This is a genomic window from Sphingomonas sp. Root710 (assembly GCF_001429065.1).
Taxonomy (GTDB): domain Bacteria; phylum Pseudomonadota; class Alphaproteobacteria; order Sphingomonadales; family Sphingomonadaceae; genus Rhizorhabdus.
Window position 1 is genome coordinate 992159 of sequence record NZ_LMIB01000001.1, and the last position, 14502, is coordinate 1006660.

General features: G+C 64.8%; 14 protein-coding genes. 3 read left to right on the forward strand and 11 right to left on the reverse strand.

Translation table 11 applies throughout. From position 1 onward, the window contains the following. Positions 1-40 precede the first annotated feature (40 nt). From ASE00_RS04590 to hisI, 3 genes are all read right to left on the reverse strand, one after another. A complete protein-coding gene (locus ASE00_RS04590; RefSeq protein WP_056377978.1) occupies positions 41-502 on the reverse strand; it encodes a DUF1465 family protein in 462 nt (153 codons plus the stop codon). Between the two features lie 99 nt (positions 503-601). Continuing rightward, entirely contained in the window at positions 602-1000 is a 399-nt protein-coding gene (locus ASE00_RS04595) for a MerR family transcriptional regulator (RefSeq protein WP_056377979.1), read from the reverse strand. 95 nt (positions 1001-1095) lie between these two features. Then, positions 1096-1509: a phosphoribosyl-AMP cyclohydrolase gene (gene hisI, locus ASE00_RS04600; RefSeq protein WP_056377980.1), complete on the reverse strand. Its 414-nt coding sequence runs from the start codon at positions 1507-1509 to the stop codon at positions 1096-1098. A 143-nt stretch (positions 1510-1652) separates the two neighbouring features. Between hisI and purF the strand changes: the two genes are divergently transcribed. Both purF and ASE00_RS04610 read left to right on the forward strand, forming a co-directional pair. Then, complete coding sequence (purF, locus tag ASE00_RS04605) at positions 1653-3113, forward strand: amidophosphoribosyltransferase (protein ID WP_082594557.1); 1461 nt, start codon at positions 1653-1655, stop codon at positions 3111-3113. Between the two features lie 22 nt (positions 3114-3135). After that, positions 3136-3846: an SDR family NAD(P)-dependent oxidoreductase gene (locus tag ASE00_RS04610; protein ID WP_056379313.1), complete on the forward strand. Its 711-nt coding sequence runs from the start codon at positions 3136-3138 to the stop codon at positions 3844-3846. A gap of 109 nt (positions 3847-3955) precedes the next feature. Here the strand turns inward: ASE00_RS04610 and ASE00_RS04615 are convergent, their stop codons facing one another. From ASE00_RS04615 to folE, 4 genes are all read right to left on the reverse strand, one after another. After that, positions 3956-5230 carry an SAM-dependent methyltransferase gene (locus ASE00_RS04615; protein WP_056377982.1) on the reverse strand — a complete coding sequence of 425 codons (1275 nt, stop codon included), beginning with the start codon at positions 5228-5230 and terminating at the stop codon, positions 3956-3958. Positions 5231-5335: 105 nt separating this feature from the next. Then, entirely contained in the window at positions 5336-6703 is a 1368-nt protein-coding gene (locus tag ASE00_RS04620) for a cryptochrome/photolyase family protein (protein ID WP_056377983.1), read from the reverse strand. After that, the gene (locus tag ASE00_RS04625; protein WP_162256405.1) at positions 6700-7152 is read right to left on the reverse strand and encodes a hypothetical protein; all 453 of its coding nucleotides are present in this window, start codon (positions 7150-7152) and stop codon (positions 6700-6702) included. The genes ASE00_RS04620 and ASE00_RS04625 overlap by 4 nt, the downstream gene beginning before the upstream one ends. An 11-nt stretch (positions 7153-7163) precedes the next feature. Next, the gene (folE, locus tag ASE00_RS04630; protein WP_056377985.1) at positions 7164-7781 is read right to left on the reverse strand and encodes a GTP cyclohydrolase I FolE; all 618 of its coding nucleotides are present in this window, start codon (positions 7779-7781) and stop codon (positions 7164-7166) included. Positions 7782-7950: 169 nt separating this feature from the next. On the opposite strand from folE, the gene ASE00_RS04635 reads away from it, so the two are divergent. Then, the gene (locus tag ASE00_RS04635; RefSeq protein ID WP_056377986.1) at positions 7951-8247 is read left to right on the forward strand and encodes an alkylphosphonate utilization protein; all 297 of its coding nucleotides are present in this window, start codon (positions 7951-7953) and stop codon (positions 8245-8247) included. A 1-nt stretch (position 8248) separates the two neighbouring features. Here the strand turns inward: ASE00_RS04635 and ASE00_RS04640 are convergent, their stop codons facing one another. The 4 genes from ASE00_RS04640 to ASE00_RS04655 form a co-directional block, all read right to left on the reverse strand. After that, a complete protein-coding gene (locus tag ASE00_RS04640) occupies positions 8249-9118 on the reverse strand; it encodes a metallophosphoesterase (RefSeq protein WP_056377987.1) in 870 nt (289 codons plus the stop codon). Between the two features lie 127 nt (positions 9119-9245). Next, the gene (locus tag ASE00_RS04645; protein WP_056377988.1) at positions 9246-11069 is read right to left on the reverse strand and encodes a cytochrome c3 family protein; all 1824 of its coding nucleotides are present in this window, start codon (positions 11067-11069) and stop codon (positions 9246-9248) included. Between the two features lie 10 nt (positions 11070-11079). Continuing rightward, positions 11080-11958 carry a hypothetical protein gene (locus tag ASE00_RS04650; RefSeq protein WP_056377989.1) on the reverse strand — a complete coding sequence of 293 codons (879 nt, stop codon included), beginning with the start codon at positions 11956-11958 and terminating at the stop codon, positions 11080-11082. Then, on the reverse strand, positions 11958-14408 hold the full coding sequence (locus ASE00_RS04655) for a cyclic nucleotide-binding domain-containing protein (RefSeq protein ID WP_056377990.1): 2451 nt from the start codon (positions 14406-14408) through the stop codon (positions 11958-11960). The genes ASE00_RS04650 and ASE00_RS04655 overlap by 1 nt, the downstream gene beginning before the upstream one ends. Positions 14409-14502: the final 94 nt, after the last annotated feature.

A 14502-nucleotide genomic window follows, 5' to 3' on the forward strand; every position in this document is an offset into this window, starting at 1 on the left:
GTTGCCGGCCTGCGCCGGCGCCTGCCCCGCTTCCGGTCATTTAAAAGGCCCGTTCCAGCCTGTCGAGCAAGCTGAGCGCCGGGCTGACGCCGGACGCGGCCTCAGGGGCCTCGGCCTCGAGCCGCCGAACGCGCGCATAGAGATCCTGGCTGGCGTCTATCAGCGCGATGGCGGGCGCCGGCAGTCCTTCGACCGACCCGGCGTCGCTCGGTGCGGCGTCCCCAAGGCGGCGGGCAGACGCGGCGGCTTCCTCCGATTCCATCTGCCCCAATTCGATCGCGCGTTCGGTGAGCAGCCAGGCGAGCACATGCATCAGCCTGGTGGTGATCTTGAGCGATTCGCAGCTCAGCGTGACGCGGGCGACCGGGTCCAGCCCTTCGCGATCCTCGCGGCCCTGACGGTCGAAATAGGCGCGCGCCTCGTCGGCGAGCACCATGGCTTCGGTGTACAGGCTGTCGACCAGCCTGCCGCGCAAGCGAATCTCTCTTGGGCCGTCATCCATTGCAGCTAGATGCCATAGCCGCCACCGCACAGTAATCTAAAAAATAGGTTAATCCGGCGATATTTAACGCAACGTAACGATCCCTGCTGCGGCCTCGGGTCAGTCGCCTTCGACACTCTCCGCAAAGTCGGACAGACGGCCGATCATCGTTTGAAGGTCCGCAAGTTGAGCCCGAAGCGCCTCGGCGCGCTGGCGGCAGCGCTGCGCCATCACCCGGCGCTGAGTCGCCCGGCCATCGCCGAGATCGTAAAGATCGAGCATCTCGCCGATCTCGTCGAGGCTGAAGCCGACGCTCTTGCCCCGCAAAATCCAAGCAACGCGCGCGCGATCCCGCCGCGAATAAACGCGCGTCACGCCTTCGCGCGCCGGGGCGATCAGCCCCTCTTCCTCATAGAAACGCAGCGCCCGGGCGCTGATGCCGAACTCGTCCGACAATTCGGAAATACTGAACCTGTCGGCATCGGTCGCCGCCAGGGGATACGCTATGTCACAGGCCATGTTCGTCACCAATGCGCTACCGGCATCGAAAGCGACGGAAGTCACCCCTTGCCGCGCATATTCGACCTTATACGCAATCGATTGACAATTGGACGTTAGTCGTAAAGCGACTGTCCCTGATCGGGACGATCCTGGACACGCTCCAGTGCGCCATCGCCATTGTCGATCCGGCGATAGAAACAGCTCGCTTCGCCCGTATGACAGGCCGGGCCCGCCGGTTCGCAGCGCAGCCACACCGCATCCTGATCGCAATCGATGCGCGCCTCTACGACGCGCATGACGTTGCCGCTCGTCTCCCCCTTCTTCCACAGCCGCCCGCGCGACCGCGAGAAGAAGGTCGCCTCGCCGCTCGCCAGCGTCGCCGCCAGCGCCTCGGCGTTCATGTGCGCGACCATCAGCACGTCGCCCGACCCGTGATCGGTGACGACTGCGGTGATCAGTCCGGCGGCGTCATAGCGCGGGTTCAGCAGGCTGCCCTGTTCCTGATCCTGTTCGATATCATGGCTCATGCGCCGGCGATGCGCGAAAGCGCTTCGGCAAGCAAGGGTGTGGATAAATGCGGGTGCACCGCAAAATTCATGTGACAGTGGGGCGACAAACCGAAGTCCGCCCCCTATATGCGGCCTCATCAGCCACCGCGATGGGATTCGCGATGCTCACCACGCATCCGTTTGACGATGACAAGCTGCGCGAAGAGTGCGGCATTTTCGGTATTTGGGGCGCCGAGACCGCCTCGGCCATGGTGGCATTGGGCCTCCATGCCCTGCAGCACCGTGGCCAGGAAGCCGCCGGCATCACCAGCTGGGACGGGCATAATTTCCACACCCATCGCGCGATGGGCCATGTCGCGGGCAATTTCGACAAGGACGAGGTGATCCGCGGCCTGCCGGGCCAGGTCGCCTGCGGCCATGTCCGCTATTCGACGACGGGCGAGACCTCGCTGCGCAACGTTCAACCCCTGTTTGCCGAACTGTCGTCGGGCGGCTTCGCGATCGCGCATAACGGCAATATCTCGAATGCGATGAAGCTGCGGCGCGATCTCGTCCGCTCGGGCTCGATCTTCCAGTCGACCAGCGATACCGAGACGATCATCCATCTCGTCGCGATGTCGAAATACCGCACCCTGCTCGATCGCTTCATCGATGCGCTCAAGCAGGTCGAAGGCGCCTATTCGCTGATCTGCATGACGCCCGAAGGCATGATCGCCTGCCGCGATCCGCTCGGCATCCGCCCGCTCGTCCTCGGCCGTATCGGCGACGCCTATATCTTCGCATCGGAGACGGTCGCGCTCGACGTCGTCGGTGCCACCTTCATCCGTCAGGTCGACCCCGGCGAAATCGTGATCGTGTCGGAAAGCGGTCTGCGGTCGATCCGGCCTTTCGCCGATCTCCGCGCACGCCCCTGCATCTTCGAGCATGTCTATTTCTCGCGCCCCGATTCGATCGTCGACGGTTCCTCGGTCTACAATGTCCGCAAGGCGATCGGCGCGCAGCTTGCCATCGAGAGTGGCGTCGAGGCCGACCTTGTCATTCCGGTCCCCGATTCGGGCACCCCGGCGGCAATCGGCTACGCACAGGAATCGGGCATACCGTTCGAACTGGGCATCATCCGCTCGCACTATGTCGGGCGCACCTTCATCCAGCCCGGCGATCAGGTCCGTCACCTCGGCGTCAAGCTGAAGCACAATGCGAACCGGGCGCTGATCGACGGCAAGCGGATCGTGCTGATAGACGATTCGATCGTCCGCGGCACCACCAGCGTCAAGATCCTGCAGATGCTGCGCGATGCCGGCGCGCGCGAGGTGCACCTGCGCATCGCCAGCCCGCCGACCCGGCACAGCTGCTTCTACGGCGTCGACACGCCCGAACGCGCCAAGCTGCTCGCCGCACAGATGAACGTCGCCGAGATGGCGGCCTATATCGGCGCGGATAGCCTGGCCTTCGTTTCGATCAACGGCCTGTACAAGGCGCTGGGCGAGGATGTCCGCGACGATCGCGCACCGAGCTATTGCGACGCTTGCTTCACCGGGGACTATCCGACCCACCTCACCGATCAGGAAGAGCTGATCCCGACCGACCAGCTTGCCCTGCACGGCGAGCGCGTCGTCGCCTGACGACCAGCGGAAGAACGACATCATGGCAACTCCATTTTCCGGCAAGCTGGCGCTCGTCACCGGTGCGTCGCGCGGCATCGGCGCGGCGACCGCCGAAGCACTCGCCAAGGCGGGCGCGCACGTCATCCTGACCGCGCGGACGGTGGGCGGGCTGGAAGAAGTCGAAGAGCGCATCCACGCGGCGGGCGGCAATGCCACGATCGCCCCGCTCGACCTGGCCGAGAATGACAGCATAGCGCGCCTGGCAGAGGCGATCGGCGGGCGATGGGACGCGCTCGACATCCTGGTGCTCAACGCGGCGATGCTCGGCACCCTGGCCCCGGTAACCGCGATCGACGCCAAGGAGTTCGCCCGGCTGCTGACGCTGAACGTCATGGCACAGCAGCAGCTTATCTCGGCGTTTAACCCGCTGCTCCGCGCGTCCGCCGATGCGTCGGTGATCGGCGTGACCAGCTCGGTCGGCGCGAACGCCCGTCCCTATTGGGGCGCCTATGGCGCGTCGAAGGCCGCGCTCGACAATCTGCTGCTCGCCTATGGCGCCGAAGTCGCCAATATCAGCAAGGTCAAGGTCGCGATCGTCGACCCTGCCGCCACCGCGACCAAGATGCGTGCGCAGGCCTTCCCTGGTGAGGATGCCGCGACGTTGAAGGGCCCCGAGGTGGTGGGCGATGCGATCACCCGGCTGATCGCCGACGGCTTCGAGACCGGGACACGGATCCGCGTCGAGGCCTGAGGCCCAAATAAACGTCATGCTGGACTTGGTTCAGCATCCCGCGTCACAAGAGCGGCGTTGCGGATGATGGGTGAATCCTGAAACAAGTTCAGGATGACCCTGGTTCAGCTTAAGCCTTCACCAAGGTCACCTGCGCGACATCGATGCCGCCGCCGTCGAAGCCGCCTTCGCAATACATCAGGTAGAAGCGCCACAGCTTGATGAAGGCTTCGTCGAAGCCCTGCGGCAGACGGCCGTCAGCGACCGCCTGGTCGAAGCTCACCCGCCAGCGGCGCAGCGTTTCGGCATAGTGATGGCCGAAGCTGTGGACATTTTCCCAGCGCAGCCCCGCCTTCTCCGCCGCCGCACGAAAACGGCTTTCGGAAATCAGCATGCCGCCCGGAAAGATATAGGTCTGGATGAAATCCGCGTCAGTGCGATAACTTTCGAAGATAGCGTCATCGACCGAGATATACTGGATCGCGGCGCGCCCGCCGGGCTTCAGCGCCCGGGCGATCGCCTCCATATAGGCGGGCCAATATTTCTCTCCGACCGCCTCGACCATCTCGACGCTGGCGACCGCGTCGAACTGGCCCGGAACGTCACGATAGTCGCAAATCTCGAAGCGAGCTTTGTCCGACAGCCCCGCCCTGGCGAGCCTTTCGTCGGCCCACGCCTTCTGCTCGACCGACAGGGTTATGCCGGTGACGTCCGCGCCATAATCCTGCGCGGCGACCTCGGCGAGGCCGCCCCATCCGCAGCCGATCTCGAGCAGCTTCGATCCGGGCTTGAGATCGAGGCGGTCGAGCAGCGCGGTGATCTTGCGATGTTGCGCTATTTCCAGCGGTTCGGCCGCACCGATCGGCTCCTCGAACAGCGCCGAGGAATAGCTCATCGTCCGGTCGAGCCACAGCTCGTAGAAATCATTGCCCAGGTCGTAATGGAAGGCGATGTTCCGGCGGGCGTTGGCGCGGCTGTTGCGGCGGAAGGCGTGCCCGACGAGGTTGAACAGCCGCAGCGGCCCCTGCGCGCGGCCCAGCTCGCCGAGCGGATGGCGGTTGCGCATGAACAGGTCGAAGATCGGCACCAGATCGGGGCTCGTCCATTCGCCTTCGGCCCAGCTGCGGTACCAGCCCACCGAGCCGGTGGTGACCAGCCTGACCAGCGGCCGCCAGTTCTTCAGCTCGACGATCGCGACCGGCCCCGGCTTGCGCCCGCCCAGCACGCGATAGGTGCCGTCGGGAAGCGTGGCCTCGATCGCCCCCTCCTCGAGTCCGCGGTCGATCGTATCGAGCAGGCGCTGGAAACCGGGCGACAGCAGCCGGGCCCACCAGCTCGAACCCGTGGCAAAGCGGCGATCGGCGCGAAGAAGGTGTTGTCCACGCACGGGTGGCTGGGCATTCATCTAAGCTGTCCGTCCTATTCCCCAGATCGGCAAGACTTTATGCCGCATATATCGGGGGATACGGGAGAGAAAGACGCTTTGTTGCACCGGCGGCGAACTATTTCGTCAGCGCTTCGATGCGGCGAGCGCCCGCTCCCGGGCCTCGCGGTGACCAATGATCGGCATTGGATAGCCGGCAGGCGACAGGCCTGCCCCGTGCGGATCGTGGACGGCTTCGCCATCGATGTCGGCAAGCTCTGGAATCCATTGGCGGATATAGCCGCCGGCATCGAATTTCGGTGACTGGACGAGCGGCGCCATGATCCGGCCAAAGGGGTTGGAGTCGACCCCCGTTCCCGCCACCCACTGCCAGTTGACGGCATTGTTGCCATAGTCCGCGTCGACGAGCGTGTCCCAGAACCAGCGTTCCCCGCGCCGCCAGTCGATCAGGAGATGCTTGATCAGGAAGGAGGCCGCGATCATCCGGACGCGATTGTGCATGAAGCCGGTCGCCCAGAGTTCGCGCATACCGGCGTCGACGATCGGATAGCCGGTTTTCCCGCGAGTCCATGCAGCGAAGTCGCGATCTGCTGCGGCGCCGCTGCGCCACGGGAAATGATCGAAGGCGTCGCGGCCATTGGCGTCGCCATAATCGGGCAGGATATCGACGATGTTCGCGGTGAAATCGCGCCATCCGATCTGCCGCAGCCAGGGCTCCGCCCCTGCCCGCGCCTGCCGCGCGGCGCGATACCACAGCGTCGCCGGCGAGATTTCGCCGAAATGAAGATGCGGCGACAGGCGAGAGGTGCCGTCGACCGAGGGCCGGTCGCGATCCTCGTCATAATTGCCCAGCACAGACAGGAAATCGTCGAGGGCTTCGCGCGCGCCCGCTTCGCCCGGGGTCCAGACATCGAAGTCTTTCGCCCAATCGGGCGCGGAGGGCCGAAGCTTCCAGTCGCCGAGCGCATCGCTGTCGATCGAGACATGCGGCGCGCTGATCGCGTCAGGCGCGGGCATCGGCCTGCCCGGCGGCATCTGATCCTTCAGCGCGCGCCAATAGGGCGTGAAGATGCGGTAGCGGCCATGCGCGCCGGTCAGCACCCCGCCCGGTGGCGCGAGCCTGCCGCCGTCATAGAGGCGCAGATCGAAATCATCGCCGACCGACCGTTCGGCCGCCTGCCACCATGGCTCATAATGACGCAGCGCATGGATCGTACCCGCGCCGATCGTCTTCGCGACCTTCCCAAGTTCGGTACGGGTATCGCCGCGGCGCAGGACAAGCCGCCCGCCCTTTTCAGCCAGCATATGCCCGAGCGCAGCGAGGCTGTTATGGAGCCACCAGCGCTGGGCACCGCCGATCGCCCAATGGCCGGGCGCCTCGTCGTCGAGGACGTAGAGCCCGATCCAGGGTCTTTCCGCGGTCGCAGCCGCCACCGCGGCCTGATCCGTCAGACGCAGGTCCTGCCTGAACCAGACGATCGACGGCGCGCTCAATGGGCGGGTTCGGGCTTCGAGCTCTGCGGCTTGGCGGGATTGGCGAGATTCTGCAGCAGCGCGACGCGATCGGGATCGGACAGCGCGCGCAGCAAGGTCATCAACCGATCGTTCTGCCGGGTCCGCAATTCGGTCTGCAAAGCCTCCTCGCGGCGCAATATCGGCTCGAGCGCCTCGACGTCGATGGTGGGACCGCTGATCATCTTCAGCTTCTCGGAGCGGATCGACAAAATCTCGCTCTGGATCTGTCCAACACGCGGATCGGGCACGCTCATGATGCGCTGGGCGATCGTCCGGCCCTCGGCCGACAAGGTGATCCGCCGGACTCCCGGGGCCAGCGGCAACGGCGCCGGCTTCGCGGCGGGAGCGGGCTTGGGCGCAGGCGTCGGGGCGGCGAACGCCACTCCGGGCAATACAGCTGCAATGGCCAGAATCTTGAATCCACGCATCTTCGACATCCTCAACTGCCGAGTCCCATCAGGCTCAGCACCTCCTTACGGCTCCGCTCGTCATCGCGGAAGACGCCCATCATGCGGCTGGTCGTCATTCCGACGCCCGGCGTGCGCACGCCGCGCGCCGTCATGCAGGCATGTGTCGCCTGGATCACGACCGCGACGCCGATCGGCTCCAGATGCGTCCAGATGCAGTCGGCGACTTCGGCCGTCAGCCGCTCCTGGATCTGCAGGCGCCGCGCGAAACCATGGAGCACGCGGGCCAGCTTGGAAATGCCAACCACCCGGTGATTGGGAAGATAGGCGATGTGCGCATGGCCGATGATCGGCGCCATATGATGTTCGCAATGCGATTGGAACGGAATGTCCTTGAGCAGGACGATCTCGTCATATCCGCCGACTTCTTCGAAGGTCCGGCTCAGGTGGAGCGAAGGGTCTTCCTCATAGCCGACGCAATATTCCTTCCACGCCCTGCCGACCCGCGCTGGCGTGTCAAGCAGGCCTTCGCGGTCGGGATCGTCGCCCGACCAGCGGATCAAGGTACGAATCGCATCCTGGACATGCTGGGGAACCGCAATCTTTCCGGTAGCGGATCCGCCGGCGATATCCTCGTCTTCCATCGACATCTCTCAATCTGTCCGATCAATTATCGCGCCTGCGCCGCGACTAACGCATGGGGGATCTTTTTGTAACCTCCTTTTGCCGGCTCCTCGCGACGGTCTGTGCCCTGCCATTGGCCTGACGCAGGGCAACGTGTAGGCGCAAGATCATCAACGGCGGTAGCGGCGGAGCCACATGAGCGAAGATTATATCTATGACGAAGCGACCGGCGAATGGGTGAGCGCCGCCGAAGCGCAGGCGCCGAGCCCGGCCGCGGGCGTGGAGGTGCGGGACTCGGTCGGCAATCTGCTGGCCGACGGCGACAGCGTGACGCTGATAAAGGACCTGAAGGTCAAGGGCGCAAACCAGACGCTCAAGCGCGGAACGGTGATCCGCTCGATCCGCCTGACGGGCGACGAGCAGGAGATCGACTGCCGCTACGAAGGGATCAAGGGGCTGGTGCTGCGCGCGGAGTTCGTCCGCAAACGCTGAGTCAGGCCGCAGCCGCGCCGGGCTCTACCGTGTCATGCTCCTCGGCCAGCGCCTGAACGAGCGGCTGGAGGTTGCGATCGTAGCGCGCGAGCACGTCGGGCGCACCGACCTGGGCATGGTGGGTGACGAAGAACTCCCCGGTCCACAGATGCAGCGCGACGCCGGGCGCTTCGGCGACGATCATCGGCCGCTCGTCGGGGGTTGCGGGGTCCATCGGCGCCATTTCCAGCGCGACCTGCGGCGCGGTCGATGGCGCGACCGCGAGCATGCGGCCATGCCATTGGGTCGTGATCGAGCGATGGATATGGCCGGTGATCATCATGACGTCGGACCGATCCCCGATCGCCTTGTCGAGCATCACGACCCAGGGTTCGGTGGGATGCGCGGTCATCCACGGAATCCCGGTCTCGATCGGCGGATGGTGGAGCACGAGCAGCACCGGCTTGCCCGGAACCTCCGCCAGACGGGCGCGCAGCCAGCCCGCGCGCCGACGGCAGAAAGCCCCGCCATGATGGCCGGGATCGAGCGTGTCGAGCACGATGATCCGAACCTCGGGCTCGTCGATGACATATTGGACGAAGCCGTCCTCCACGGGCAGGTCGGGAAAGACCTGCTTCATAACGGTGCGGTCGTCATGGTTGCCGACGCAGAGATGGACCGGGAAATCGCAATCGGCGATCAGCCCTTTCAGCCGCTCATAGCTGGCGGCGTCGCCATGGTCGGTCAGATCACCGGTTAGGAAAAGCCGGTCCGGCGGCACCGCCAGGCCCTTCACATAATCGATGGCGGAGGCGACGCGACGGAAGTTGAACTCGTCGGGATTGTCGAGGTCGAACCCGATATGCAGGTCGGTCAATTGCGCGATCAGCATGACAAGGTCCCTTCACTCCGCCGGCTGGCACCGGCTCAACTCCCAACGCGTCCGCACCTCATCATGTGCCAATGCCCGTTGCTGTGATCTCCTACACAGCGAATGTAAAAAGGGGGTAAAGCAGAGGTTAAGCGCCGCTGCCGGCCTGTTTGAGCGCTTTTTCCTCGATATGCTCGATCGCCTTGCCACGCGCGCGGTTGTTGCGGACCATCAGCGGCGCGAACGCCGTCATATGATAGTCGTGGCACATCGCGCAGGCCGACGGCACTTCCTTCTTGGCGTCCTGCCCGCCATGGCATTCCTGGCACTTGGCCAGCTTCGGCAGGCTGACATCCGACGCGAAGTGAGACTGCTTGACTGCATGGCAGCTGCTGCAGCTCTCGGTGTCGTGTGCGGCGTGATCGAACCAGCCCTTCTTCATGTAACGGGTCGTCAGCGCCACCGGCTTGACCGCGAACGGCACCGCAGCATTGCCGGTCGGCCGCACGACGTGACAGTCGAAGCAGGCCCCGCCCTTCGAGAAGACCGCGCGGATCGCCTGATCGGCGTTGCCGATGTGCATCGCGCTCGTTTGCGCGAAGTCGATCCGCTGGCCCGAGGTCGCGAAGTCGCCCGGACGGCGGCGCTCCATGCCCTGGAACGCGGCGGTGCGCGGCGCGCCGGCGCGATAGAAGGCGCGGATATCCGCGACCACCTGGGCGGGTTCGCCGTGGCGCAGCGTGCGGACCGTTCCGCCGACCTGATCGAAGGCGAGCGAGTGACAGGCACCGCAGGCGGTTTCCATCTTCACCGCGGCGAAGCTGTTCCCCGTGGCGTCGCGGGTGTGGCAGTTTGCGCAGTCGAGCGGCGCTCCATAGCCTTCGCCCTTACCCAGCGTCTTCGCCATCTGCGCGACGCCATTGGTCGCCGACAGGTGGATGTCGTGCGGGAATTTCAACCCGTTGTCTTCCTTAGGGTTCGCATCGAGCGAGACCCGGCGGAACATCGGCGCGCCGTCCGCTCCGGCGAAACGGATCGTCGGTGCGAACTGCGGGTGCTTTTCGCCAAAGTCCGCGGTGTCCTTGAGCGCGGTATCGATCCGCTTGCTCATGTCGTTATGGCAATTGGTGCAGAAGCGCTCGTCGGTGACGGGCATCGCGGTCGTGCCCTGATGCTCGGTATGGCACTCGACGCAGCGGCCCGGCTGGATGCCGAAGAGCCCGCCGACAAACTGCTTGGTGCCGCCGACGATGCCCAGCGACCCTCGCGCCTCGGCGAGCTTCTTGGGGTCGGCATGGTCGTGGACCTTGGTGTGGCACGCGGCGCAGGCGGTGTCGCGGACCGCCTCGCCAGCCTTCACATGGCAGGCCTGGCAATTATTCTCGAGGCTCTTGTGAACCTGCGACAGCTTTCCCGAGGTCCACATTTCATCCGCGTGGAAGGCGACCTTGCGGGTCGCGTCGGTCGGCTGGGTATGGATCGAGACCAGCGGCCAGATCAGGAAAATGGCGAGGATGATCAGCGCGAGCGCCCATGCAAGCGGGCGTTTGCCGGGCAAGGTGCTTGCAAGCGAGAAGACGCGCGCCTCCTCCTTGTCCTCGGAGGCGTTGGAGATCGCACCGACGCGGGCGACGGTGATGACGACCTTGCCCTTTTCATCGCCCTCGCCGGGCTCGAAGGACAGGGCGTGGCTGCCGATGCGGACGTCGGCGCCCTGCGCCGCGCTGAAGCGTTCATGTTCGGATTGCTTGCCGTCGACCACGAAGGGCATGCCGGCGGTGGCGACCAGCTCGACATAGCCGCCCGGCGCGGTGCGGACGACGGCATGATTGAGCGCCGCCGCGAGGTCGGGAAGGTGAATGTCGCTCGACGGACTGCGGCCGATGCTAAGTTCGGCCTTGTCGAAGCTCTTGGGGCGGACGATGTCGCGCCCGTCGGCGGTGCGCGCTACCGTGCGAACGATGAAGCTCATGTGCGCGTTCTCACCAGTAATAGAAGACGGCGACGATGTGGACGAACAGCGCCGCGATCAGCGCGAAGGTCAGCGGCACATGGATGTACAGCCAAACCTCGAGCAGCGCTTTGAGGCGCAGATGCTTGCGTATCCGCGACAGCGACGAACGCTTGCGCTCCAGCAGCACTTCGACATGATCGAGCGGATCGGCCTGTGCTTCGCCGCGCGACGGATGCGCGCGGACCGCGGCGAGCGCCGCGCGCGTGCCGCATTTGCCATAGCGGCCGGTCAGCCGTGCGATGATGCCGCCGCCGAACGGATCGTCGTGCAACGCCATCTGGACGATCGCGGCGCCCTCGGCGTCGAGCGGCTGCGCCGCCTCGTTGAGCTGACGGTCGAGCATCCGCAGATTGTCGAGCATCTGCAGCTGGGTGGTCTCACCCCGGTTGGCCGACAGCGCCTGGGGCAGCGAGGCATAGGCCGCGATCCCGAAAATGCCCGATGCAATCACAAGCATCATAAGGACATAGGCCAGGGTGTGAACATTCCATCCGAGGTCGAAACCCGTATGGAGGGTGGCGATCACGATCAGCGACAGGCCCAGATAGACATGCGCCGACGTCCAGCTCTTGAGCGACCAGCGGCCCGGCGTGATCTGGCGCTTGCGCACGCCCAGCATCGTCAGCCACAGGATCAGGCCCACCCCGATGGTGCCCGTGACATAGCCGTAGATGCTGCCGCCATTGGGCTTGGGCTGGACGTCGTTGAACGCGTAGATCAGCAGCGCAATGCCCGAGATGATCAGCGCGATCTTGAGCCATTTATAGCCCTGATAGCGCAGGAAACCTTCATGCTCGGAGGCACGCTCGCGACCGGTGGTCGCCTGGCGTAGCGATTTACTGGCCATCAGGCGTCGTCCCGCTGCAACCGGGCGACCGTCAGGAACTCTTCAGGCGCGACACGGATCGCCGCCCCCGTCGGACAGGCGCGCACGCAGCTCGGGCCGCCCTCGATACCCGAGCACATGTCGCATTTCACCGCGCGCTTCGCCTTCTCGACCCCGCCCGAATTGGCATAGGCCCATTCATGGCTCGGCTCGCCCGGTCCCGGCCCTTGTCCGAACAGGAACCACTTCCACAAGCTCGGCTTCTTCGGCGGCTCCTTTTCCATCCGGATCACCCCATAGGGACAGTTCCGCTGGCAATTGCCGCAACCGATGCAGGTGTTGTCGATATAGACCTCGCCATCCTGACCGCGGTGGATCGCGGTCGGCGGGCAATCGGCCATGCAGTGCGGATGCTCGCAATGCCGGCAGCTGGTCGGGACATGGAGATGCGCGAAGGTGCGTCCCGCCTCGCGGTCGAGCCGCGAGATACCGTCATGGCTGTCGGCGCAGGCCTTCTCGCAATTGTCGCAGCCGACGCAGAGATTCTCGTCGATCAGCAGCACGTCGGTGGCCTCGCCGACGCCATTGTCGACCAGGAAGTTGGCGACCGACGAATACATGTCGACGACGCTGGCGAAACTGTCCTTCTTGGCCTCGATGAACGAGGCGAGATCCTCGCGCTCGCCGATAGCGACCTTCGCCTTGGCAAAGAATTGCGGCTTGGCCTCCAGCAACCGCCGGAACGCCTCGCCCTCAAGCTTGATCACCTCGGACTTGACCGCGGCGCGCACCGTCTGCTTGCGGATGCCGTTGTCGAACAGTTCGAGCTCGCCGACATAATTGCCGGCGGGGATGTAGGAGAGGAACACCGGCTTGCCGCCGATCGACTTCTCGACGACCACCGATCCCGAGCGGATCACATAGACGTCCTTGCCTTCCTCGCCCTCGCGGAAGATCACCTCGCCCGCGCGGACGGCCTTGATCTCGGCGCTCTCGATCACCTCTGCCAGATCGGCGGGCTGGAGGCCCGACTGCCACATCTGGAGCAGCTGACGCTCGGTCGAGATGCGAGTCACCGCGCGCTTCACGCCCGGCACAGACGCCATCAGCTTCAGGATCGCGTTGCGCGGGATCTCGACCACGACGGTCTCGGCGATCGAGCGGATCGTTGAGCCGCGGCGGCGGCCCGAGACGAGGCCGACCTCACCGAAGATCGAGCCTTCGGGAATGACGATGCCCGTCGAGCGGCCATCGGGCAGCGGAATGTCCACCGAGCCCTGCGCGATGCAGAACAGCGACGATCCCGGCGCGTTCTTCTCGAAGATGATGTCGTTCTTGCCATAGAAGCGCACGTCCGAGTCGAGCATGAACTCGCGCATCTGCAGTGGCGACAGATCGTTGAGGATCGTGACGTTGGTGCGGATGAACTCGAGCCATTCGTCGACCGATTTGCGGATGGGCAGGTTGACGAACTTGCCCTCGAGGATCGGTTCGTCGGCGGGTTTCAGGGCGAGATTGCCGTTGATGAACTCGACGATGTCATAGCCCTGGTTCATGCAGTGCTTGATCAGCGGATAGCCCGCGAGCGCGCCGATGACATAAATGCCGGGGTTGGTCGTCTCGAACTGCGGCGACAGCTTGGGGAAAGCCTCACGGTCGGCGCTGGTGAACTCGATCCCGCATTCCTCGATGAACTTGCGCGGGGCGGCGGAGCCCATGCGGGCGATGATCCGGTCGCAGCGGATGCGCGCCTCGCCATCGCGGGTGTCGAGGACGAGGTGGCCCGCTTCGATCCGGTTCGGCGTCGCGTCGGTGATGACGTTCATCCGCCCTTCGTCGCGCGCCTGCATCAGCAGCTTCACGTTCGCGCCCTTGGCGCGGCTGAAGTCCGCGGTGCGGTTGATGATCGAGACGATGTTGCCCTGCGCCAGATCGGCGGCGAGGCCCAGCGCATTCTCGATACCCGCGTCGCCCGCCCCGATCACGGTGATATGTTCATCGACATATTCGCCGGGGTCGTCGAGCTGATATTGCAGCTGAAGGTGGTTCTGGTCGGCGCCGGGGCAGCGCAGCAGGTTCGGGTTGCCCTGGGTGCCGATCGCCAGGATGATGTTCTCGGCCTTGATCTCGGTCTTGTCTGTCAGGGTCAGGGTGAAGTCGCCCTTGGCGCCGGTGATCGTCTTCACCTCGCTCTTGAGCCGGACATTCACCTTGGCGGCGGCGGTCTGCTCGTCCCAGATGCCGAGAATCTTCTCGCGCTTGCCCGCGTCGAACTCGATGTCCGAGCGCAGCACCAGCTGACTCGGCGTCGCCATGACGTGCTTGCCCTTCTGATATTTGAAGATCGTATCAGAAAGATGGTCGGTCTTTTCGAGCAGGATATGCGACAGGCCGAGCTTCGCCGCGTGCGCCGCCGCGCTAAGCCCCGCCGGCCCTGAGCCAACGATGGCAATACGGTAGGTATCCGCCACTGATTCCCCCTGCCCCGTTCTGCGCCGCTGCACCAGCGACCGACATAGCGGCACAGAATATTCCAACGGGCCCTGTGACCGTCGAAATTTCCCT